This is a genomic window from Marinilactibacillus psychrotolerans, assembly GCF_900101525.1.
Lineage (GTDB): Bacteria > Bacillota > Bacilli > Lactobacillales > Carnobacteriaceae_A > Marinilactibacillus > Marinilactibacillus psychrotolerans.
On sequence record NZ_FMZD01000007.1, the window covers coordinates 20,238 to 39,343 of the forward strand.

Sequence of the window (19,106 nt, forward strand, 5' to 3'; positions counted from 1 at the left end):
CGTTTAGAAAGGGATTATTACGTTCTGAGAGAACATATGCTGTTTGATTTTATCTACCGTTAACTTGATATATCCGTGTTTTATAAAACTATTTACCGTTACTTATCATCATAAATAATATAATTCGGCGATAATTCGGCGAGGTTAAACTGCAGTTTTTAGAGTATATTTCTAACCATTTCATCGGAGATTTGATCACTTTTATGTTGCAGCTCATTGATAATATGAGAATATTCTTCCATTGTTGTCTTAGGACTAGCATGACCAATCCGTTTAGAAATACTCACAATATCCATTCCCCGATAGAGTAGGAGAGAAACATGTGTATGTCTAAGAGCGTGAGACGTTCTCTTATCAACACCCGCACGCTTACATGCATTTGACAAGCTTTTATTCATTGCTGCATGAGTGGGTGGATAATTAGTATACGGAGATACAAAAAGAAGCTCATTCTTTATTGACTCTTTAAAATCACGTTCTTTTTTTCGAAGAATATACGATCTAAAAAGGTTAGCAACAGAAGGCTCAATTCTAATTGTACGTGAAGAACCATCTGTTTTAGTTGATCTAAGTTCTTTTTTAGAAAAATCCCAAGCTTTGTTTATTCTTAAAGTATTATCCTTTAAATCTGAGTAGGTAAGACCAGCAACTTCAGAGTATCGTAAACCTCCAGCGAATTGCATAATAGCCATCCACCGAGTTACCATACTATCGTCGATTCCTGTTTTGATTGCAGTCATTAATTGTTTGATTTCTTTTTCAGAAAGAAACTTTTCTTCTTCTGGTTGTCCTTGTTTACCTGAGACAGTAACATCTTCAGTAAAATTTGATATAGCAATGTGTGAACGGATTGCTTCTCTAACTGCAGCACGAATGTGTTTGTTTATTTTTTGATTCGTTGATTTGGCATTAACATGTGATAAATGATTTAAGAACTCTTGATAACTTAACCTATTAATCTGTTTAATACGGATATCTTTAAAGTAATGTTCGACAATACTTTGTGTAGTCAGATAATTTTCATGGGTTCTAGCTGCAACATTCGGTACGGATTTGTAAGTCTTAACCCATTGTTTAAAAAACTCAGGAAAGAGTGGATTTTGCCCTATATTAAATCCAGATACTACTTGTCCTTTAATTTTATTTTCCCAATTTTCAGCATCTTTTTTACGTTTAAAAAAATACTTAGATTTTCTTTTATATTTTCCAGTTGCGAAGTCTTTGTAAGATACTCTAGCAAAATAAGTATTTGTTTTTTCATCTTTTTTTACTACCATTATCAATCATCCTCATCTATGCTATAATAAGGATAAGCAAATAAGCCTATCCAATAGGTTATTTCTACTAACACACCTTTCTACTTTGGCGAGTGGGGAAGGTGTGTTTTTGTTATTAAAATTCTACTTTTACTGGTGTTGTTTCAATCTGCTCATAGTTTTCTGTATCGTAAGGATTAATATAAAATGTAGCAGAATCAATATCAGGTGTGGGGACCTCAATACCGCCTATTTGACCCGAAGCTTTACTATTAGCCTCTAGCTCAAAAGTTTCATCTAAATACATATCGCGAGTAACTTGTTCCCCGTCTGAAAGAATGATTTTTTCTATAACCGTATTGTCTATACTATAATCATTTTGATTATCAACAGTGTATTCGAATTGCAATTGATACCCTTGGCTGTCTTTAAAACCGTAATACGCTTCAGCATATTCTTGGTTCTCTTCAGGTATATCTTCAAAATTTAACACTTTAACATCTTTTAAAGTTAAAAATAATCCAGGCGCAATTTCATTTTCGTTTCCAGGGCTAGTAATTTTAAGCAACTCAATACGTCCAAATTCTTCATCATTTTTATATTGACCTGGTTCTAATAAAGGACCACCAGTTACTAACATTTCATCTTTTGGATCTTCTTTCTTGTTTTCAACTACTTCTGAACTAGATGCAGCTTCGCTTTCTTTTCCTGTATTATCTACCGTTTCGTCACCACAACCTATAAGTAAAAGTCCACTCAAACTAAGTAAAGCTAATTTTGTTTTCATATAATTCCTCCTATTTAAATAAATCAAATATTGAAAATGTAGTCTTTTTATAAACTTTATTGGAAGCTGCTTTTTTTGGATTCTTAGCCCAACCAGCACCTTTTTTTCCATATCCAGGTACTACAGCTTTTTTAGCTTTACGTTTAATTTTTCCTGTAGTTCTTGCTTTGATTGATTTTTTAACACTAGGTTTGCGCATACCCAATTTCATAAAATCACTCCTTTTAGTAATCGTACATGGCAGAGTAGTAGAATACTTCGCCTCTGTAAAAGTATATTTCTAAATCGTTAGTGCTATCAGAATCATTTACTTCATACTGATATATTCTAACATCTTCTTGATTCTCAATAGAACTATGAAGTACATTTAAATCCATTAAAGCATCTTCCATTGGTTTAGTAAGATCATTATCAGATCCGATTGAGATAGATGTCGATAAGACCGTCTCATAAGCAGAAATCTCCTCGTTTGTAAGATCTAACATTGTTCTTTGATCAGTTATATCTTCTTTTGGAGAGCCTATTTGTTCTTCTATCTCATCAATAGTCATGCCTGGCTCTAATGATTCCCATTTGTCTCTTGATACGGATCTAGAGCATCCTGCTAATACAGCTATGCTTAAGCACATAATTATGCTTAATTTATTCTTCATAGTAATCCTCCAATATGATAAAATTATATTGGAAATGAGTTCCGGCGGAATCTGTTAGTGGCAGATTTCGTCTTTTTTTATAGTTCGTTTTCTACACGTAAAGCTTTGCCAACGATGCGAGCGGGATTTTCCTTAGTAATAATATATGGCGCATACGCTTCGTTTAATGCTTGTAAAAAGATTGTATCACCTTGTTTAATAACTTTTTTTAAAGTAGTTTGCTCGTCACCATTTACCAATACCGCAGCGATTTCCCCAGACTCTACGTCTTCTTGTTTTCTACATAAAACGAAAGAACCATTGTAAATTTTAGGCTCCATGCTGTCGCCTTGCGCTTCAAGATAAAATAATTCTCCAGAAGGCTTCATATCTTTTGGCATCAGGCGATACTCTGACACATTTTCGATAGCGTCAATAGGTTCTCCGCATGCAATAGTTCCCAATACAGGAATCTTGACCATTTCACTAACTTCAATCATATTTGGTGCGATAGGAGTGTGAACAGTTAGATCAGTTCTCATTAAATCATTTACAGATATATTAAATCGTTCTGCAATTTGGCTTAATGTGCCAATTCTAGGAACAAATTTCCCTCTTTCCCAATCACTTACAGTAGATCCGCTTTTTCTACCTAATTCTTCAGCAAGTTCTTGTTGTTCAATATTATATTTTCTTCTAAGGTATTTTAAATTATTTGCAAAAAAATATTCTTCGTTCATTTCGCACCTCACAAATTAGTTTCTACATCTAATATACAGGAGAAACCCAAATAAAACAACTGAAATCATAAATGAATTTGGGATAAACCCAAATAAAATGCTTGACTTGGGTTTTGCCCGAATGTATACTGTAGTCAAGTTAAAGAAAAGAGGTGATATAGATGGTATTAGAAGAAAAATATACTGTCAAACAACTTCGAGGTTTAAGGGGGATGACACAAGAAGAGTTGGCAAAAAAAGTCGGTGTATCAGCAACAACAATAGGCGAATTCGAATCTAAACCTGGTAGATTAAAAAATGCCAAGTATTCAACCATTGAAAGTCTAGCATTCGCTTTGCAAGTTGACATAGGAGATATTTTTTTAGATATCACTCGGGTTAAACCCGAATCAAAACAGGAGGCGTAACAGATTATGAAAAAATCAGTAATCATTCACGCAGATACGATCATGAAGAAATTTAACGAAGCGCTAATCGAGTTCGTTGAAGCAGAAGGAGATTTACCAGAAACAATCAGTATCGTTGCTAAAGGTACTGAGAACCCGCTTGGTCAGATCACGATTAAGAAAACGGTGTTTGAACATCCAAAGAAAGGAGAACAACGAAGTGGATACTGATCAAGCGAAAAGATCTTTAGAACAAGTGAGCGATCTGCTTAGCAGAGAAAAGGAACTATATGACGCAATAGATGATCAAATGGTTACGTTGAAATTTAACAATAAGCACGATTTTATTACACCGACTCAGCACGCTGAAATCAAAGCCAGAATCGATACACATTATTTTATTTTTCAAAACAGCAATGCATTCAGCTGCTTGTGCAATCAGCTAGCTGGATTTGAGATAGAAGAATAGGAGGAATAGATGCATGACACCAACACAATATCTAATTTTATTTTTTCTAGCTTTAGCAGGAATAGTTTTCGTCATTAGCGCGCTATATCAATTATACAAACTGGATAAACAGATAAAGGAGTTGGAAAAAGAAAATGAATCGTTACGTTGCATATGGCGTAGAGTCGAAGAAAGTAATCACAACAGGAACTGAAGCAGAGATCCATCAATACCTTAATCGTAAGTACCCATGCTATAGGCTTCAATTTAGAAAAACTGAAAAGATGCATAGAGAATTAGTAATGGATCCAATCTATCCTGAAACTTTACGAATTGAGAAAGCAGAGGAATATTATGATTATTTGGATTAAGGAATATAAATGGTGGATAGTCGCAGGAATTATATTAACGATTAAGGCAATCAAGTATGAATACGAAAGGCGTGGTTCACTTGAATTTGGAAGTGAATATGCTCTGATATTTTTACCTGTATTTGTTCATATTATTAAATACTTGTGGAATGACAGTAAAGAAATGGTAGATGAAACTTTATCTGAAGGGTGGATAGATAGATGACACAGCTGACCATTACGATACCTGAAGCATATGTTGTTTTGACCAAAGAGGAATTTAAAGAGTTGCAAGATAAACTCGATGAACGGGTTTGGATAACCTTTACAGACTTACAAGAAATTGCAGGACTAAAAAGAACGAAACTAGATGAGGTTCTGACGCATTATCGAGATGAACTAGATTTGAAGAATGGCGGACCAATTAAATATGCTGACGGCGGAAAATACTCAATCAATAAAAAGCCGATGCAGAAATGGTTAGAAGAAAATCATACAAGAGTATGGATGAACGATCCATATTATCAATGAAAGGAGGTGAGAATAATGACAACAATCAAATATGTTTGCGGATTGATCAACAGACACATGCAGCTATCAATGCTTCGGAATAGAAATGCATCTGAAACAAACGAACTTGAATGGCTGTCTTACAAACTTAAGCGAGTGAGAGAAGCTCAAAGGAAGGTCATCTATGGGACACATTGATAAAAAAGAGTCCAACGCGGCAACGTTAGACTCATAGATAAAACAAGATACGTAAATTATAACATCAAAAGGAGAAATTTCAATGAAAGAGTTAAAAGCTAAAGTAGTATTCCATAACGATTTTGAAAAAAGAAATAGAGGAAATAAACAATACGATTATCTAACGATCGATGAATCACTGCAAGAAGGAGACTTAGTTGTCGTAGAAACTCAATATGGGTATGCAGTTGCTGAATTTGTTAAATACACTGATAGTATCAAAATAAATGCGAAATCATATATAGTGCAAAAGTTAGATGTTGAACGAGTAACCGAATTAAAAGTTAGAAAGTCTAAGATTGAAGAATTGAAACTTAGAATTGATAGCAAAGCAAAAGAAGCACTTCAACGTAAGAAATTAGATGAACTTGCCAAAGATGATGCTGAATTAAAAACGCTATTAGATACACTTGATAGTTTGGAAGCTTGATATAAATGCCAGAAATAAAATTATTTCCTCATCAAGATCTTGTACTCAATGATACGTATTCAAATAATCGAGTTGCATACTACCTTGATATGGGATTAGGAAAGACGTTTGTTGGTAGTGAAAAACTTTGGGAATTGAATACTCCTTACAATTTAGTCGTTTGTCAAAAGTCTAAAATCGATGACTGGAAAGAACATTTTGAAAATTTTTATCCAGACTATCATGTGATCATATATGAGAATCAAGCGTGGGATCGTATTCCAGAAGAAAGTATTTTGATTATCAATTACGACAAAGCATGGAGACGTCCTTTCCTTAGTGCTCTATCAAATTTCACACTGATGTTGGACGAAAGCCAGCACATTAAAAACCCTAGCTCAAAACGTTCAAAATTCATCTTAAACTTAAAGCCTAAAAACGTTATTTTATTATCTGGTACACCAACTGGTGGAAAGTATGAAGAATTGATCTCTCAAGTTAATTTATTGGGATGGAATATCAGTAAAGATACTTTTATGAAACTTTATGTTGAACGCGAATGGGATGAGCGAAATAGCGGTTATAAAGTAATCGGCTATAAGAATGTAGAACGATTAAAGAGAAAACTAAGTAAACATGGTGCGGTTTTTATGAAGACGGAAGAAGTATTTGATCTTCCAAAAATGAATCATATCAATGTGAGGATACGTAACACCAAACATTACAGAGAATTTCATACACATCATATTATAGAGCTTCCTGATGAAGTCATTATTGGAGATACTCCGGCAAGTGCATTGATTCATTTAAGACAATTTGCGGGATGGAGAAACCAGTATAAATTGGAGAAGGTTCAAGACTTGATAGAAAGTACCAACGATCGACTGATCATATTTTATAACTTCAAAAATGAATTCCAAGCTTTACGTGAGATTTGTAAAAAACTTGAACGTCCAATCAGTACTGTCAATGGTGATGGTAGAGACTTTGGTGCTTATGAAGAATCAAATAACAGTATTTCCTTGATCCAATATCAAGCTGGAGCAACTGGTTTAAATCTACAGAAAGCTAACAAAATTATTTATTTTACCTTACCGCAAAGTTCAGAATTGTTTGAACAAAGTAAGAAAAGGATTCATAGAATCGGACAAGATAAACCGTGTTTCTACTATTACTTACTAGTAGATGGAAGCATTGAACACCGAATCTATCAGCAATTAAAATTAAAGAAAAATTATTCTGATGAGTTATTTGAAAAAGAGGAGATGAAGTAAGTGAGCAAATACGACGATCTGACTGAACTAGAAAAAGTAGGACGATTAAAAGATCATTTTGAAACTAAAACAGATCTGAATAATGTTCTAGGAGACATGTCTAATCACTACAACGATAAAACCCATATTGAGTTTACAATCAACGATGATGATTCTTCAAGTGGGGTATACAACTCTAGATACATGGGCTCTCCAATGTATGTTCCAAAAGAAATGATGATTGAATTTGCTAAAAAAGCTATCTCACATCATGAAGGTGAGATTAAACATTTAATTGATGAATTAGGAGGAAAAAAAGATGAATGAATTTATTAAACAAAGACTAAAAAATAATAAACTTCTTACAGAATTAAGGCGTAAGGAACGTGTAGCAAGAGAACAAGGGAATAAGAAACTATCAGATAAATTAAAAGAAGAAATCTTAGAATTGAAAGCAATAATTAAAAATTATGGTCGTAAACCAGTAGGAGGGAAAAGTGAATGAGTAATGAACTAACAAATTTCGAAAATCAATATATGCCGACGATGGCCAACTATGCATTATTGGACCAGCAATTAAAACAGGCAAAAGCTAAGCATGATGAGATGAAAGGGAAACTAGAAACTGCAATGGAAGAGTATGGTATTAAGTCCATTGACAACGACTATCTAAAAATCACACGAGTAGAAGCTTCTGAAAGCACATCTGTTGATTTAAAAGCGATGCAGAAAGCAGAACCAGTTGAATATGCTGAACTATTAGAAGACTATCCAAAAGTGACTAAACGAAAAGCAAGTATCAGAATCACGGTGAAAAATAATGTTTAACAATACAAGCCATAACAATTCTATGTCGAATAGCTTGGCTATCAATGCTGTTTCTGGAACATTGATTAAATCACATCCTAAAAGCTTTTTTCAATATTATCAACTGGGAAGCCCAATGGCTAAACAGCTTTCTGGTCGTAATCCAACTTATTCGACTGGTAAGTATGGAGAGAGTGGATATAGTAGACACCCAATACAGGAATCAGTAGTCATATTACAAACAATGCTGGTCGGAGATCAGTATCTAATGAGTGAGATAGTTTGTGAAAAAGATTATTTAGAGGTGTTAAACAATGCGTGAGTCACAGTTTCAAAAAAAGGTAATTGATTATCTGAAATCAAAAAACGTTTGGCATGTAAAGTATTGGGCTGGATCTCAATTCACTAAAGAAGGTGTACCAGATATTCTTGCCTGCATCGATGGTACTTTTCATGGTATCGAATTGAAAACAGATATTGGTAAACCAAGTAAGCTGCAGCTATTCAATATCAAGAAAATCAAAGAATCAGGTGGAGAAGCTTATATTTTAAGACCTAGAGATTTTGAAGAATGGAAAGGAGAGTGGTTTTTAGAATGAGTGAAGAACAAAAGAAACCAAAGAAAGAAAAGCCAATACTAATTGATTTGAAGACTGTTCGAATTGTTCACTATGATGATAAAAACGTAGTTATTGAGAAACTGACTGAAAAGGGTAAATGGGCAAAGGAAGGATACTTCACAACAGTCATACAAGCACTGCGAAGAATCCAAGCTGCAGAGTTGTTACTTGATCCTGACCAGGTATTTGATTTTATGAGTTACATGCAGGGGATAGAACGATCTAATGCACAGATAAGGGAAGTGTTAAGACAATATGACTCAATATAGCTATAGTCGAGTATCACTTTTCAAAGATTGTCCTTATCATTTCAAGCTGCGATATATTGATAAATTGACAGAGATTCCAAACTTCACAGCAACAAATCCATTAATTCTTGGACATGCGTTACACACCGGAATTGAAACAGATTATGAAACTGCAGTAGAAGAATATACGAATTCTTTTTCGATCATTGATGATTCTCATATCGAAGAAAGCATGAAGCTAGAAATTCTTATCCCAAAAGTGAAACAGTTTCTCAAGGAAACATTTAGTGATGATTTTGAATTGATCCATGAATACCAGATAGATAAACCTGATTATATTGGTTATGTGGATCTCATAGCAGTATCTCCAAGTGGTGAGTGTGTAGTAATAGATTTTAAATATTCGAATAATATCCAGAACTACAAAAAGAGTGGACAACTGCATATCTATAAACATTACCTGGAACAAGATGGTTTTGATGTTAAAAAGATGGGTTTTCTCTTTGTTCCTAAGACGAATATCCGAAAAGGAAAAACCGAAGATCAACATCACTTTCGCAAACGGATAGTAGAAGAAGTCGGAAAAAGTAGTGTTACCTTTTTACCGATTGAATATGATGAGATGGAAGTTGTCTACTTTCATAACACAATCAAAGAAATAGAAAGGACAACTGAATATTCAAAGAATGTAAGTGGCAACTGTTTTAGTTGTGCTGGCATCGATGCAAAGAAAAGTGGTCGTTGGACAACCTTAACACCACCTGATTTTTTAGAAACTATACAAGATAAGAATGGAGAGATATTAATGCAATTACCGGTTAATGAAAGACGTAACGTAGAAAAAGTTCAGAAGAGAGTGTTTTGGTTGTATGGTGCACCTATGAGTGGGAAAACAACATTTGCCAATGATTTTCCTGATCCACTTATGCTGAATACAGATGGAAATGTACGATTAGTTGATGCTCCTTTCATCAGTATTGCAAATGAAGTAAGCAGCACCGGACGAGTAACGAACACAACACTTGCATGGGACAAATTTAAAGATGCTCTTGCTGAGCTAGAGAAAAAAGATAATGACTTTAAAACGATAGTAGTCGATCTTCTAGAAGATACCTATGAATCATGCCGTCTTTATATGTATGACAAATTAGGAATCGAACACGAAGCTGATAACAGCTTTAAAGCTTGGGATATGGTACGTACAGAGTTCTTAAGTACGATCAAACGAGTTGTGCACCTAGACTATGAGAATATTATTTTCATCAGCCATGAAGATACAACTAAAGATGTAACTAAGAAGAGTGGAGATAAGATCACTGCAATCAAACCTAACCTCCAAGAAAAGGCAGCGTTAAAAGTTGCAGGTATGGTTGATATAGTTGGTCGAATCGTAGTAGAAGAAGACACGCGTAAGGTCGTATTTAAATCAAAAGACTATGTCTTTGGTGGAGGACGTTTACCAGGACTTAAAGTGGACGAGATTGAATTGGATGCTGATGCGTTTATTGATTTATATGATATTAGTGTTCCAAATAATAAAAAAAGAAAACCTGCAGCTAAATCAAAACCAACAGAAGAACCAAAAGAAGAAGCGGAAGATACTGAAGAACAACAAGAAGAAATTGCTGAAAAATCAAAACGTAAACGTAGAAGTCGTAAGGCAGAAACCGAAGAAGTAGAAGAGCCTAAGCGTAAAAGACGTTCTCGTAAAACTGAAGAACCTGCAGAAGTAGACACCGATCCAGAAGATGATGAAACTCCTCCAGGAGAAGAAGGATCAACTGAAGAAGAAGTCTCAGATGAACCAAAACGTAAGAGACGGGAAAGAAAAAAGCCAGAAGAGAAAGACGAAGCAGCAGAAGAACCAACAACCCGTCGACGTCGACGGAGAAGATAAATTATGACTTACCGATAGAAATTACTGATGATGATTTGCCATTTTAAAAACAGAGAGGAAACTGACAAATGCGTAGAGAACTAAAATTCAAAGAAGAGTGGTTTGCAACAACTGAAGATGAAGCGAACAAGATCGTCGCTGAAGCAAGAGAAGAATATCCGGAAGAATTGATTGGACACAGTATCAACTTGAAGTCCAACAAAGCTGGAGAGTATTACATGGTCAAAATGGACTTTAAATATAATACACCGGCAGGGATCATGGAAAGCGAATTGTATCATGAAGAAGTGGAAGAACTAGAAGAAGCAAACGATTGGAACGAAACAGAAGAAGACGATGATACAGAAGAAACTACGGAGGATGATGAATAATGAGTGAACAAACATTTGACTGGAGCAAGTTCGATAAACAAGTAGATTTAGATGCGTTGAAAGATGACGTTAAAGCAGCTGAAGAAAATGGTGGTGGAGATTATCCCGAGATTCCAGAAGGTAAGTATGAAGTGAAGATCAAAAATATGGAACTAGGGCAATCAAAAGTAAAAGATGATGGTTCTGGTGGAGATCCAATGTTGAAGATTCAATTTGAGATCTTAGCTGGAGAATTCAAAGGACAGCTGATTTTTTATAACGGTGTAATGCAACCTTGGAACGAAAAAGCATTTGGTTTCCAAACACACAACAATAATGAACTGCTTAGATCAATTTGGGATGCTGATCATGATGAAGTCGTATTTGATGGATTTGGGGATTATAATGATCTGGTTTTAGATATCGCAGAAGAAGTAATTGAAGACGATTGGAACTATGTACTAGATAAAAGCAAAACGAATAAAGGCTATGACAAGTATGAGATCGTTGAAGTACTAGACTAATTAAAAAGTAAATAAGGGAGTGTAAAAACTCCCTTTTTATTATTAACTATTTCATTTCTTTTCTCAATGAATCTATAAGGTCATCGATAGCAACTTTTTTAGTTGAACTATCAGTTGTTTTTACATTCGTTAAGTATTCATAAACAAGCTTACATTTTATATAAGTGCTATCAGTTAAGTATGGAATGATTGAATAATAGGTTTTTTCGAATTCAGCTATCTGATCCAATCTAATAGTAGAATTGTATTTAATCATAGTAGCATATTTACTGAGAGGGCCAAAGAAATCTTCGATTTTTTCACTTTTTCTGTTATTAAATTTAATAACTTCTTCTTCTTTTATTTCAAGATTTTTCATCTTCAACTGATGAGAATTATTAATTTTTGTAGTTGCTAGTGGAGACAGAATACCTGTCAGTGCTATTACTCCAGTTAGAAGAAGATTCCAATTAATACCATTCATTAAGTAATCCACCTTTTTTCTTTTTACAATATCACAGTTAGGAAGTGAAAACCATGACAAAAAACACTTTAGGTGATTTAAATAATCATTTGTTCGAGCAGCTGGAAAGACTTAATGATGATAGTTTAACTGAGGAAGAATTACAACAGGAATTAAAACGATCTGATGCAATGAGTAAAATAGCCACAAATCTAGTTAATAATGCAAATACAATCTTAAAAGCTCAAACTGTCTACGACAATTCAATAGATGCAAATGCCAAAAAGCCGAGAATGCTTGAGGGAAGTGATTAATCATGCCAAAGAATAAATATACTGATGCGCATATTGAATATCTTAGAAAAATATCTTCCGGAAGGCATACCTATGATATGGCTCAAATGTTTAATAAAAAATTTAATATGAATATAACTGAAGGTCAACTGAAGTCACTAAAAAGTAGATATAAAATTAAAAGTAACGTTAAAAGGAAGCGTAGGACACCTAATAAAAAACTATTTACTGATGAACAATTTCAATTTATTAAAGAAAATGCTGTCGGGATTGGAAATCAGGAATTGGCCAAAAGGATAAACGAAAAATATGGTTTATTAATTACACCTAAGCAATTAAGTGCTTGGAAGAAAAATCATAATATAAAAAGTGGTTTAACAGGTCATTTTAATAAAGGGCGTATACCTGAAAATAAAGGACAGAAACAATCAGAATATATGACTACTGAAGCAATTGAAAAATCTAAAGCAACTAGATTTAAAGTTGGCCAAAAACCAAAGAATTATAAACCGGTGGGTACTGAAGTAATCGCAAGTGATGGATACTGGAGAGTCAAAGTTCAAGATGAAGGTGAATGGTACGACCGTTGGAAATTAAAACATAAAATACTTTGGGAGAAAGAAAATGGACCTGTACCAAATGGCAAAATATTGACTTTCTTAGATGGGAATAAATTAAATATCGATTTAGATAATTTGAAATTAGTCACACGAGCTGAACACTTGGCTATGACAAGACAGAATCTGAGATTTGATGATCCTGAGTTAACTAAAGTGGGTGCTGCGATAGCCGCGGTATCAGTTAAAAGGTATGAATTAAATAATAGAGATGATGTTCAATGATCTTTTATGACTTTGAAGTATTCACAAAAGACTGGTTAGTCGTTTTGATCAACACTGATAATCAGGAAGAACAAGTTATCGTTAACAATCGGTTAGAACTCTATACCTACTATGTTCAACATAAGAACGATATATGGGTTGGATATAACAGTAATGGATATGATCGATACATCTTAAAAGCCATCTTGTGTGATTTTAATCCCAAAGAAGTCAATGATTGGATCATCGTTAAAAAGAGAAAGGGTTGGGAGTTTTCTAGAGAATTCAATAAAATTCAATTGTTCAGCTTTGATACCCAGGTCAGTCGCTACAATAGTTTGAAGAAGTTGGAAGCATTTATGGGTCATGATATTAGAGAGACTACAGTCCCTTTTGATATCGATCGTAAACTAACAGATGAAGAGATTGAAGAAGTCATCTTTTATTGTCGACATGATGTACATGAAACAATGGAAGTCTTCAGTCGAACATATGATGAGTTCCAGGCACAACTAGCACTGATCAAAGAGTTCAATTTACCACTTAAGCATATATCTAAATCACAGGCTCAACTATCAGCAACGATACTTGGAGCGAATAAAAAGAAATTAGAAGATGCTGATACAGTTTTCTTCCCAGAAACAATGGATATTGAAAAGTACAAACACGTCATTGAGTTCTTTAATGAAAATAGACACTCCAGCAAACAATTAGAAACCACTATTGCAGGTGTCCATCATGTATTTGCAGGAGGTGGAGTACATGGAGCAAAGAAAAATTTTATGTATGAATGTAGTCCAGATGAATTGCTGATCATGGCCGACGTTGATCAGCTATATCCAACGATCATGATTGAGTATGATTTACTTTCAAGAGGCGTATCTACTCCGGAGAAATTCAAGAATATCTTAAATACCAGTTTAAGATTAAAAAGCGAAGGTAAGAAAAAAGAACGTGAGCCGTATAAACGAATCTGTAATATCACTTATGGAGCTGAAGGCGATAAATTCAATGCCATGTATGATCCAAGAAATCGATTATTAGTTTGTATCTTTGGTCAATTATTTCTCCTAGATATGATCGAAAAAGCAGAAAACATTCCATCTATGAAATTAGTTCAGTCCAATACAGATGGTATTCTAGTCATCATTAATAAACGAGATTTTGAAGCATTTGATGATCTGGTATATGAATGGGAGCAGCGCACAAGATTAAGTATGAGCTTTGATTACTATAGAAAGATTTTTCAGAAAGACGTTAACAATTATATTGTTGTGGATTCAAAAGGAGAGTATAAATCTAAAGGGGCATACGTCAAAGAATTAAATTCCTTGGATAATGATTTACCCATTGTTAATAATGCAGTTGTTGAGTATTTCATCAATAAAGTACCCGTTGAAAAAACAATCAATGACGCAACTGACTTGATTGATTTTCAAAAAGTGATCAGTATCTCCGGAAAATATTCTTATGCTATTTATGGTAAGAAACGCAGACATGAAAAAGTTTTTAGACTATTTGCCAGTAAAGACGGTAAGCAACTTATGAAAGTAAAAGACGGTCGTCCAAGTAAGATCAGCTATACACCCGACGTATGTAGAATCGTGAATACGGATATTACTAAAGAAAAAACTCCTGACTGGCTAGACAGATCATTTTATATAAATCTAGCAAAAAAAAGAGTGAATGATTTTATGGGAAGTGATACGAATGTCTAGAAAATTAGAATTAACGGGGAAGAAATTTGAAAGACTTACTGCTATCAGTGAAGCAGGTAGAGATAATCAAGGAAGAGTAACTTGGAATTGTCATTGTGAGTGTGGTAATAACAAGGTTATTGCTAGTCGTCATTTAGTACAAGGAAAAATTAAAAGTTGTGGTTGTTATGCTATACAAAATGTAACTGAACGTATGACAACTCATGATTTAACAAATAAAAACAGAAATCTACTCAATATCTGGTATTCAATGAAAAGAAGATGTTTAAATAAAAAAGATATTCACTATCCAAGATGGGGCGGAAGAGGAATAACCGTCTGTGATGAATGGATGGATCCTATTACTTTTTTTGAATGGGCTATAAACAACGGATACAAAACCGGTTTATCAATAGATAGAATTGACAATAATGGAAATTATGAACCGAATAATTGTAGATGGGTTACAGTAAGTGAAAACTCAAAGAAAATGAATATTGAAAGAGGTTCCTATTAAATGAAATAGAAACCTCTGGTATATAAAAATAGCCAAAAAAAGAGTTACTGATTATTTAAGTTAGAACTTTCATATAGTTTAATTAGACCTGAGGCGATAACTTCCAATGCTGCTACTGAAGCAATTAATATAGTGAAATTGAATATTGCTCGTTCTATGTCACCGATAAATAGTATAACTTGATCAGGTTTAAAAGAATTATTAAAAAAGTATTGCACACAAGTAAAAAGAACTAAAATAATGCTAATTAACCCTTTAAATATTTTGAAAAAAGCCTCTGCTCTTTTTAGGTTTTCGATACTCACAATGGAACAACTCCAATTTTTATTATTTAATGGTACTAATATTTAATAAGGCTAAGAAGAGGATTACTAATTATCTTGGTTCTTAGACTTTTTTGAAAATACATTTTCTAAAAAACTTTGAGATTCACTTAAAACTAACTCATGGTCAATTTCGCTAATTAATGATTTTGCGAATACTTTTAAAGAATTTATATCTTGATCGTCATGAATTCGAGTGTAATGAGTTTCATCATTGCCAATAAAAGAGATAGTTTTGGCAAGACCCTTTATTCTCTCACTGGGTAATACATTTATTTTATTGCCCAAAGTAGTTTTAGGATTAGTTAACCATTCGCTTTCAACGTTTTCAGGGGTGTGTTCAAGAAGGTAGTCAGTTAGTAGAATTTCAATTGCTTTTCTGTACCCCATTCCGGCAAGTTCATCTAGATCTTCTTCTTCAGCTAACTGAGCTTGTTTATAGACCTTAACAAACCGATGATATCTCTCAGTAAGTTTATTAGGTAACTCGTGAGTACTAAGTGTTTTAGGATAAGATACTGCTATGTTGAATTTATTAGGCTTATCCCCTTCGCCTGTATAATCAATTTCCTTTGGTAAAGCATAACAATAATGCACAGAATTACTTCCACATAGTGAACATGCTGTGATGGAAATTACATTGTAACGGTCATTGTCACCTAAAGTACCAACTGCTTCAACTAATACTTGGGGGCCAGTATTTCGACAATGCTGACAGATTAGAGGATTTTGTATTAAAATTTCTTCAACAAAAGTTGTTTGTTCAGATTTTAGAAAAAAGCGGGTTTGGTATTTATTATAATTCAATATCATCAACTCCATTCATTTTATTTATTATTCTAGCACTCTTGGAAAGGCAGGTGAATAAAAATTTATAAAGGATATTTAAAAGGCACAGAGAAACGTGCTGCTGAATCATTCAAAAACAACCCGGATAAGCTAATCACATATCATTCAGCGCGGCGTTATGATTCTTTTGTTGGGATATTAGCAGATGATTTTGTCATGATTGATATCGATACTCCGGAAGAAGCAAAACTATTTCTAAAGATAGCAGATCACTTGAATCTTCAATGTAGCGTATTAAAAACTTCTAAAGGAATACATGCCTACTTTAAAGGTTATGATTTAAAAGCGAATCAAATCGAATGGTATTCTCCAATTGGTATTCAAGTAACCACGCGTTTAGGAACGAAAAACACAGCTGATCCTTTACGCATTGCTGGTAAAACGAGAAAGTGGCTGCGTAAATCAGAGAAACATGAACCATTACCTAAATGGCTCTATCCAATGGACAAAAGAAAGAATCATATTACTGAGATTGAAAGTGGATCGCGTAATCAGGAATTGTTTAACTACATCCTTAAGCTGCAGTCAGTTGATATGAGAAAAGATGAAATCCGTAAAACAATTAAAATCATCAATGAATTTGTATTAGAAGATCCATTGGATCAATCAGAGATCAATACGATCTTACGTGATGAAGCTTTTATGAAAGAATCTTTTTTCACTAAAAGCAACGGCTTTTTACATGATAAATTTGCGAAATTCTTGATATCTGAACATCATATTATAAGGGTAGTAGATGTATTGCACGTTTACCAAGATGGGGTATATTCTGACAATCCTGCAGATATCGAACGTGTCATGATCAAACATCTTCCTCAATTGACGAAATCAAGACGTCAAGAAGTTCTTGCTTATCTGCAACTAGAATCAGAAGAGAAGAAACTAGCACCGGTCAATTACGTAGCATTGAAGAATGGAATCTTTAACTTAGATACCTGGGAACTACAGAACTTTGATCCAAAGATTATCATTAAGAATAAGATTCCTGTTCCTTATATTAAAAAGGCTTATTATGATGTCACTGATAAAACACTAGATAAATTGGCACAGAACGATAAAGCTTTACGAAAAGTAATGGAAGAAATGTTTGGTTACATTTTATTAAGACGTAATGAATTTGGTAAAGCTTTTGTTTTAATTGGTGATGGTAAGAATGGTAAATCTAGTTTCTTGAAAATGATTCGTGCCTTTGCTGGACAAAGTAATACTGCCTCACTTGATTTGAAAGAACTTGGCCAACGATTTAAAACAGCTGAGTTATTCGGTAAGTTGATTAACTTAGGTGATGATATCGCTGGAGAATTTATCAAAGACAATTCAGAATTTAAAAAGTTAACGACCGGTGAAGTCGTCAATGTGGAACGAAAAGGAAAAGATCCTTTTGACTTTCAAAATTATTCGAAGATGATTTTCTCAGCAAACAAGATGCCGCGAATCAATGATACATCATCAGGATTAACAAGACGATTAATGATGATTCCGTTCAATGCAACATTCAGTCCTGGAGATAAAGATTATGATCCGTTCATACAAGATAAATTGATCAGTGAAGAATCGATGGAGTATATACTTCAATTAGCTATTCATGGATTACAACGATTATTAAAAAATAAAAATTTCTCGACGTCCAAGAAAATCGAAAAAGAAATACAAAAATACGAAGAAACAAACAATCCTATTTTGGAATTCATCAAAGAAGATATTAAATTTGAGAATGAAGTAACAACAGATGTTTATCAAAAGTATCATGTCTGGTGTGCTGAGAATGGCTACAGTCCTCTTGGTAAAATTGCATTCAGTCGAGAAATCTGTCATCGTTGCAAACTAGAAACAACAACTAAAAGAGTTGAAGGAAAAAGAAAACAATTTTTTGTTAAAAATGGATAGTGAGCAAAAACTGCTCAAAAGTGATGTGTTTTGAGCAGAAAATGCTCATAAATTTTGCTGATTTCAGACTGAAATGTACTATAAAACGCTACTGTCAAAGATGTATCTTTGACAAAACAGACTATCTTTGACACATCTTTGACAGCAATATAGACCGTCATAGCAAGGTTTATAGCGTAGTGTCAAAGATGTCAAAGATGTTTTCACTTTCTTTTTATATTATAGTCTCAACAATTTTCAACTAATAATATATAAAAGAAAATATAGGGTAAAAAGAGCAGTCATCTTTGACAGCTAGTACTCTAATCACTGATACGATAACGTTTTAAAGGTGTCAAAGATGTCAAAGATAAACGCCATTTGTCAAAGATGAGGTGATAAAAATTAAATTTCAATGGCTCAAGAACTATATTGAACTCGAAGAACAAATCGTTTATTTAAAATGGAATATAAATAAATCAAAAAAAGAGTTGTTTAGGTGGGTCGAAGGTGATCTTACTGACGTGATGCTTACAAAGGATTCTGACGGATCAAAGTTAGAAAAAGTAATTGAAGAACTTGAAGAACAATTAACTGAACAAGAACAATTAAAAGAATCATTAGTATTAGTAGTTGATACCTTTAAAGGAATAGAACATAAGATATTGAAATTAAAGTACATTGAAGGAAAATCTTTAGAATCGATATCAGAAGAACTCAGTTATTCACCAGGGTACATTAGACAAAAACATGCTGAGTTAAGAAGAAGACTTGAGTTCCTAGAAGAGTATGAAGCTTACAAATTCAAATTGAATCAAATGAAATAATGTATGTTAGAAAATTG

32 protein-coding genes are annotated in these 19,106 nt (G+C 33.7%); 24 read left to right on the plus strand and 8 right to left on the minus strand.

Annotated features, from left to right (window positions below):
• Nucleotides 1-158: 158 nt before the first annotated feature.
• The 5 genes from BLT22_RS05010 to BLT22_RS05030 all read right to left on the minus strand — a co-directional run bounded on the left by BLT22_RS05010 (nucleotide 159) and on the right by BLT22_RS05030 (nucleotide 3,427).
• The gene (locus BLT22_RS05010; protein ID WP_091761286.1) at nucleotides 159-1,277 is read right to left on the minus strand and encodes a site-specific integrase; all 1,119 of its coding nucleotides are present in this window, start codon (nucleotides 1,275-1,277) and stop codon (nucleotides 159-161) included.
• A gap of 115 nt (nucleotides 1,278-1,392) precedes the next feature.
• Nucleotides 1,393-2,043: a hypothetical protein gene (locus tag BLT22_RS05015; protein WP_091761288.1), complete on the minus strand. Its 651-nt coding sequence runs from the start codon at nucleotides 2,041-2,043 to the stop codon at nucleotides 1,393-1,395.
• Nucleotides 2,044-2,053: 10 nt separating this feature from the next.
• Nucleotides 2,054-2,254 (minus strand): hypothetical protein, encoded by a 201-nt coding sequence (locus BLT22_RS05020; protein WP_091761290.1) that lies wholly within the window; start codon nucleotides 2,252-2,254, stop codon nucleotides 2,054-2,056.
• A 13-nt stretch (nucleotides 2,255-2,267) separates the two neighbouring features.
• The gene (locus tag BLT22_RS05025; protein ID WP_091761292.1) at nucleotides 2,268-2,696 is read right to left on the minus strand and encodes a hypothetical protein; all 429 of its coding nucleotides are present in this window, start codon (nucleotides 2,694-2,696) and stop codon (nucleotides 2,268-2,270) included.
• A 77-nt stretch (nucleotides 2,697-2,773) separates the two neighbouring features.
• Nucleotides 2,774-3,427 carry a LexA family protein gene (locus tag BLT22_RS05030; protein WP_218127241.1) on the minus strand — a complete coding sequence of 218 codons (654 nt, stop codon included), beginning with the start codon at nucleotides 3,425-3,427 and terminating at the stop codon, nucleotides 2,774-2,776.
• A 149-nt stretch (nucleotides 3,428-3,576) separates the two neighbouring features.
• On the opposite strand from BLT22_RS05030, the gene BLT22_RS05035 reads away from it, so the two are divergent.
• From BLT22_RS05035 to BLT22_RS05115, 18 genes are all read left to right on the plus strand, one after another.
• Nucleotides 3,577-3,822: a helix-turn-helix transcriptional regulator gene (locus tag BLT22_RS05035; protein WP_091761296.1), complete on the plus strand. Its 246-nt coding sequence runs from the start codon at nucleotides 3,577-3,579 to the stop codon at nucleotides 3,820-3,822.
• 6 nt (nucleotides 3,823-3,828) lie between these two features.
• Complete coding sequence (locus tag BLT22_RS05040; RefSeq protein WP_091761299.1) at nucleotides 3,829-4,032, plus strand: hypothetical protein; 204 nt, start codon at nucleotides 3,829-3,831, stop codon at nucleotides 4,030-4,032.
• On the plus strand, nucleotides 4,022-4,270 hold the full coding sequence (locus BLT22_RS05045; protein WP_091761301.1) for a hypothetical protein: 249 nt from the start codon (nucleotides 4,022-4,024) through the stop codon (nucleotides 4,268-4,270). The genes BLT22_RS05040 and BLT22_RS05045 overlap by 11 nt, the downstream gene beginning before the upstream one ends.
• A 134-nt stretch (nucleotides 4,271-4,404) precedes the next feature.
• Nucleotides 4,405-4,620, plus strand: coding sequence for a hypothetical protein (locus BLT22_RS05050; RefSeq protein WP_091761304.1), 216 nt, complete (start codon nucleotides 4,405-4,407; stop codon nucleotides 4,618-4,620).
• Nucleotides 4,604-4,825 (plus strand): hypothetical protein, encoded by a 222-nt coding sequence (locus BLT22_RS05055; RefSeq protein ID WP_091761306.1) that lies wholly within the window; start codon nucleotides 4,604-4,606, stop codon nucleotides 4,823-4,825. The genes BLT22_RS05050 and BLT22_RS05055 overlap by 17 nt, the downstream gene beginning before the upstream one ends.
• Nucleotides 4,822-5,130, plus strand: a complete 309-nt coding sequence (locus tag BLT22_RS05060) for a DUF771 domain-containing protein (RefSeq protein ID WP_091761308.1) — start codon at nucleotides 4,822-4,824, stop codon at nucleotides 5,128-5,130. The genes BLT22_RS05055 and BLT22_RS05060 overlap by 4 nt, the downstream gene beginning before the upstream one ends.
• A gap of 15 nt (nucleotides 5,131-5,145) precedes the next feature.
• The gene (locus BLT22_RS12325) at nucleotides 5,146-5,307 is read left to right on the plus strand and encodes a hypothetical protein (protein ID WP_176935339.1); all 162 of its coding nucleotides are present in this window, start codon (nucleotides 5,146-5,148) and stop codon (nucleotides 5,305-5,307) included.
• 82 nt (nucleotides 5,308-5,389) lie between these two features.
• Nucleotides 5,390-5,776, plus strand: coding sequence for a hypothetical protein (locus BLT22_RS05065; protein ID WP_091761309.1), 387 nt, complete (start codon nucleotides 5,390-5,392; stop codon nucleotides 5,774-5,776).
• 5 nt (nucleotides 5,777-5,781) lie between these two features.
• A complete protein-coding gene (locus BLT22_RS05070) occupies nucleotides 5,782-7,029 on the plus strand; it encodes an SNF2-related protein (RefSeq protein WP_176935341.1) in 1,248 nt (415 codons plus the stop codon).
• Entirely contained in the window at nucleotides 7,030-7,335 is a 306-nt protein-coding gene (locus BLT22_RS05075; RefSeq protein ID WP_091761312.1) for a hypothetical protein, read from the plus strand.
• A complete protein-coding gene (locus tag BLT22_RS05080; protein ID WP_091761314.1) occupies nucleotides 7,328-7,513 on the plus strand; it encodes a hypothetical protein in 186 nt (61 codons plus the stop codon). Before BLT22_RS05075 ends, BLT22_RS05080 begins: the two co-directional genes overlap by 8 nt.
• On the plus strand, nucleotides 7,510-7,836 hold the full coding sequence (locus tag BLT22_RS05085) for a hypothetical protein (RefSeq protein WP_091761316.1): 327 nt from the start codon (nucleotides 7,510-7,512) through the stop codon (nucleotides 7,834-7,836). The genes BLT22_RS05080 and BLT22_RS05085 overlap by 4 nt, the downstream gene beginning before the upstream one ends.
• Nucleotides 7,829-8,137 carry a hypothetical protein gene (locus tag BLT22_RS05090; protein ID WP_236048867.1) on the plus strand — a complete coding sequence of 103 codons (309 nt, stop codon included), beginning with the start codon at nucleotides 7,829-7,831 and terminating at the stop codon, nucleotides 8,135-8,137. Before BLT22_RS05085 ends, BLT22_RS05090 begins: the two co-directional genes overlap by 8 nt.
• Nucleotides 8,130-8,414, plus strand: a complete 285-nt coding sequence (locus BLT22_RS05095) for a nuclease (RefSeq protein WP_091761318.1) — start codon at nucleotides 8,130-8,132, stop codon at nucleotides 8,412-8,414. The genes BLT22_RS05090 and BLT22_RS05095 overlap by 8 nt, the downstream gene beginning before the upstream one ends.
• The gene (locus BLT22_RS05100) at nucleotides 8,411-8,704 is read left to right on the plus strand and encodes a hypothetical protein (protein WP_091761319.1); all 294 of its coding nucleotides are present in this window, start codon (nucleotides 8,411-8,413) and stop codon (nucleotides 8,702-8,704) included. The genes BLT22_RS05095 and BLT22_RS05100 overlap by 4 nt, the downstream gene beginning before the upstream one ends.
• The gene (locus BLT22_RS05105; protein WP_091761321.1) at nucleotides 8,691-10,580 is read left to right on the plus strand and encodes an AAA family ATPase; all 1,890 of its coding nucleotides are present in this window, start codon (nucleotides 8,691-8,693) and stop codon (nucleotides 10,578-10,580) included. The genes BLT22_RS05100 and BLT22_RS05105 overlap by 14 nt, the downstream gene beginning before the upstream one ends.
• A gap of 68 nt (nucleotides 10,581-10,648) precedes the next feature.
• The gene (locus BLT22_RS05110) at nucleotides 10,649-10,951 is read left to right on the plus strand and encodes a hypothetical protein (RefSeq protein ID WP_091761323.1); all 303 of its coding nucleotides are present in this window, start codon (nucleotides 10,649-10,651) and stop codon (nucleotides 10,949-10,951) included.
• The gene (locus BLT22_RS05115) at nucleotides 10,951-11,454 is read left to right on the plus strand and encodes a DUF669 domain-containing protein (RefSeq protein ID WP_091761325.1); all 504 of its coding nucleotides are present in this window, start codon (nucleotides 10,951-10,953) and stop codon (nucleotides 11,452-11,454) included. The genes BLT22_RS05110 and BLT22_RS05115 overlap by 1 nt, the downstream gene beginning before the upstream one ends.
• A gap of 46 nt (nucleotides 11,455-11,500) precedes the next feature.
• Here BLT22_RS05115 and BLT22_RS05120 read toward each other — a convergent pair whose 3' ends face one another.
• Complete coding sequence (locus tag BLT22_RS05120; protein WP_091761327.1) at nucleotides 11,501-11,917, minus strand: hypothetical protein; 417 nt, start codon at nucleotides 11,915-11,917, stop codon at nucleotides 11,501-11,503.
• Nucleotides 11,918-11,970: 53 nt separating this feature from the next.
• Here BLT22_RS05120 and BLT22_RS05125 point away from each other — a divergent pair, with 53 nt between their 5' ends.
• The 4 genes from BLT22_RS05125 to BLT22_RS05140 are packed head-to-tail and all read left to right on the plus strand — an operon-like array spanning nucleotide 11,971 to nucleotide 15,224.
• Complete coding sequence (locus BLT22_RS05125; RefSeq protein WP_091761329.1) at nucleotides 11,971-12,210, plus strand: hypothetical protein; 240 nt, start codon at nucleotides 11,971-11,973, stop codon at nucleotides 12,208-12,210.
• A gap of 2 nt (nucleotides 12,211-12,212) precedes the next feature.
• Entirely contained in the window at nucleotides 12,213-13,031 is an 819-nt protein-coding gene (locus BLT22_RS05130; RefSeq protein ID WP_218127242.1) for an HNH endonuclease signature motif containing protein, read from the plus strand.
• Complete coding sequence (locus BLT22_RS05135; RefSeq protein WP_091761331.1) at nucleotides 13,028-14,728, plus strand: hypothetical protein; 1,701 nt, start codon at nucleotides 13,028-13,030, stop codon at nucleotides 14,726-14,728. The genes BLT22_RS05130 and BLT22_RS05135 overlap by 4 nt, the downstream gene beginning before the upstream one ends.
• Nucleotides 14,721-15,224 carry a hypothetical protein gene (locus BLT22_RS05140; RefSeq protein WP_091761333.1) on the plus strand — a complete coding sequence of 168 codons (504 nt, stop codon included), beginning with the start codon at nucleotides 14,721-14,723 and terminating at the stop codon, nucleotides 15,222-15,224. Before BLT22_RS05135 ends, BLT22_RS05140 begins: the two co-directional genes overlap by 8 nt.
• A 44-nt stretch (nucleotides 15,225-15,268) precedes the next feature.
• Here BLT22_RS05140 and BLT22_RS05145 read toward each other — a convergent pair whose 3' ends face one another.
• The gene (locus tag BLT22_RS05145) at nucleotides 15,269-15,529 is read right to left on the minus strand and encodes a hypothetical protein (protein WP_091761335.1); all 261 of its coding nucleotides are present in this window, start codon (nucleotides 15,527-15,529) and stop codon (nucleotides 15,269-15,271) included.
• A 66-nt stretch (nucleotides 15,530-15,595) separates the two neighbouring features.
• Nucleotides 15,596-16,354: a DUF4145 domain-containing protein gene (locus BLT22_RS05150; RefSeq protein ID WP_091761337.1), complete on the minus strand. Its 759-nt coding sequence runs from the start codon at nucleotides 16,352-16,354 to the stop codon at nucleotides 15,596-15,598.
• A gap of 198 nt (nucleotides 16,355-16,552) precedes the next feature.
• Between BLT22_RS05150 and BLT22_RS05155 the strand changes: the two genes are divergently transcribed.
• On the plus strand, nucleotides 16,553-18,283 hold the full coding sequence (locus tag BLT22_RS05155) for a DNA primase family protein (RefSeq protein WP_218127243.1): 1,731 nt from the start codon (nucleotides 16,553-16,555) through the stop codon (nucleotides 18,281-18,283).
• A 503-nt stretch (nucleotides 18,284-18,786) separates the two neighbouring features.
• Nucleotides 18,787-19,089, plus strand: a complete 303-nt coding sequence (locus tag BLT22_RS05160; protein WP_244945726.1) for a hypothetical protein — start codon at nucleotides 18,787-18,789, stop codon at nucleotides 19,087-19,089.
• The last annotated feature ends 17 nt before the right edge of the window (nucleotides 19,090-19,106 follow it).

Bases quoted from the DNA above. Each gene is read 5' to 3' on its own strand.
- BLT22_RS05020 (WP_091761290.1), bottom strand. From the start codon at position 2,254: ATGAAATTGGGTATGCGCAAACCTAGTGTTAAAAAATCAATCAAAGCA.
- BLT22_RS05140 (WP_091761333.1), top strand. From the start codon at position 14,721: ATGTCTAGAAAATTAGAATTAACGGGGAAGAAATTTGAAAGACTTACT.
- BLT22_RS05115 (WP_091761325.1), top strand. From the start codon at position 10,951: ATGAGTGAACAAACATTTGACTGGAGCAAGTTCGATAAACAAGTAGAT.
- BLT22_RS05065 (WP_091761309.1), top strand. From the start codon at position 5,390: ATGAAAGAGTTAAAAGCTAAAGTAGTATTCCATAACGATTTTGAAAAA.
- BLT22_RS05060 (WP_091761308.1), top strand. From the start codon at position 4,822: ATGACACAGCTGACCATTACGATACCTGAAGCATATGTTGTTTTGACC.
- BLT22_RS05095 (WP_091761318.1), top strand. From the start codon at position 8,130: ATGCGTGAGTCACAGTTTCAAAAAAAGGTAATTGATTATCTGAAATCA.
- BLT22_RS12325 (WP_176935339.1), top strand. From the start codon at position 5,146: ATGACAACAATCAAATATGTTTGCGGATTGATCAACAGACACATGCAG.
- BLT22_RS05055 (WP_091761306.1), top strand. From the start codon at position 4,604: ATGATTATTTGGATTAAGGAATATAAATGGTGGATAGTCGCAGGAATT.
- BLT22_RS05155 (WP_218127243.1), top strand. From the start codon at position 16,553: ATGATTGATATCGATACTCCGGAAGAAGCAAAACTATTTCTAAAGATA.
- BLT22_RS05050 (WP_091761304.1), top strand. From the start codon at position 4,405: ATGAATCGTTACGTTGCATATGGCGTAGAGTCGAAGAAAGTAATCACA.
- BLT22_RS05070 (WP_176935341.1), top strand. From the start codon at position 5,782: ATGCCAGAAATAAAATTATTTCCTCATCAAGATCTTGTACTCAATGAT.
- BLT22_RS05025 (WP_091761292.1), bottom strand. From the start codon at position 2,696: ATGAAGAATAAATTAAGCATAATTATGTGCTTAAGCATAGCTGTATTA.
- BLT22_RS05090 (WP_236048867.1), top strand. From the start codon at position 7,829: ATGTTTAACAATACAAGCCATAACAATTCTATGTCGAATAGCTTGGCT.
- BLT22_RS05080 (WP_091761314.1), top strand. From the start codon at position 7,328: ATGAATGAATTTATTAAACAAAGACTAAAAAATAATAAACTTCTTACA.
- BLT22_RS05105 (WP_091761321.1), top strand. From the start codon at position 8,691: ATGACTCAATATAGCTATAGTCGAGTATCACTTTTCAAAGATTGTCCT.
- BLT22_RS05135 (WP_091761331.1), top strand. From the start codon at position 13,028: ATGATCTTTTATGACTTTGAAGTATTCACAAAAGACTGGTTAGTCGTT.
- BLT22_RS05100 (WP_091761319.1), top strand. From the start codon at position 8,411: ATGAGTGAAGAACAAAAGAAACCAAAGAAAGAAAAGCCAATACTAATT.
- BLT22_RS05120 (WP_091761327.1), bottom strand. From the start codon at position 11,917: ATGAATGGTATTAATTGGAATCTTCTTCTAACTGGAGTAATAGCACTG.
- BLT22_RS05035 (WP_091761296.1), top strand. From the start codon at position 3,577: ATGGTATTAGAAGAAAAATATACTGTCAAACAACTTCGAGGTTTAAGG.
- BLT22_RS05110 (WP_091761323.1), top strand. From the start codon at position 10,649: ATGCGTAGAGAACTAAAATTCAAAGAAGAGTGGTTTGCAACAACTGAA.
- BLT22_RS05125 (WP_091761329.1), top strand. From the start codon at position 11,971: ATGACAAAAAACACTTTAGGTGATTTAAATAATCATTTGTTCGAGCAG.
- BLT22_RS05130 (WP_218127242.1), top strand. From the start codon at position 12,213: ATGCCAAAGAATAAATATACTGATGCGCATATTGAATATCTTAGAAAA.
- BLT22_RS05015 (WP_091761288.1), bottom strand. From the start codon at position 2,043: ATGAAAACAAAATTAGCTTTACTTAGTTTGAGTGGACTTTTACTTATA.
- BLT22_RS05085 (WP_091761316.1), top strand. From the start codon at position 7,510: ATGAGTAATGAACTAACAAATTTCGAAAATCAATATATGCCGACGATG.
- BLT22_RS05040 (WP_091761299.1), top strand. From the start codon at position 3,829: ATGAAAAAATCAGTAATCATTCACGCAGATACGATCATGAAGAAATTT.
- BLT22_RS05010 (WP_091761286.1), bottom strand. From the start codon at position 1,277: ATGGTAGTAAAAAAAGATGAAAAAACAAATACTTATTTTGCTAGAGTA.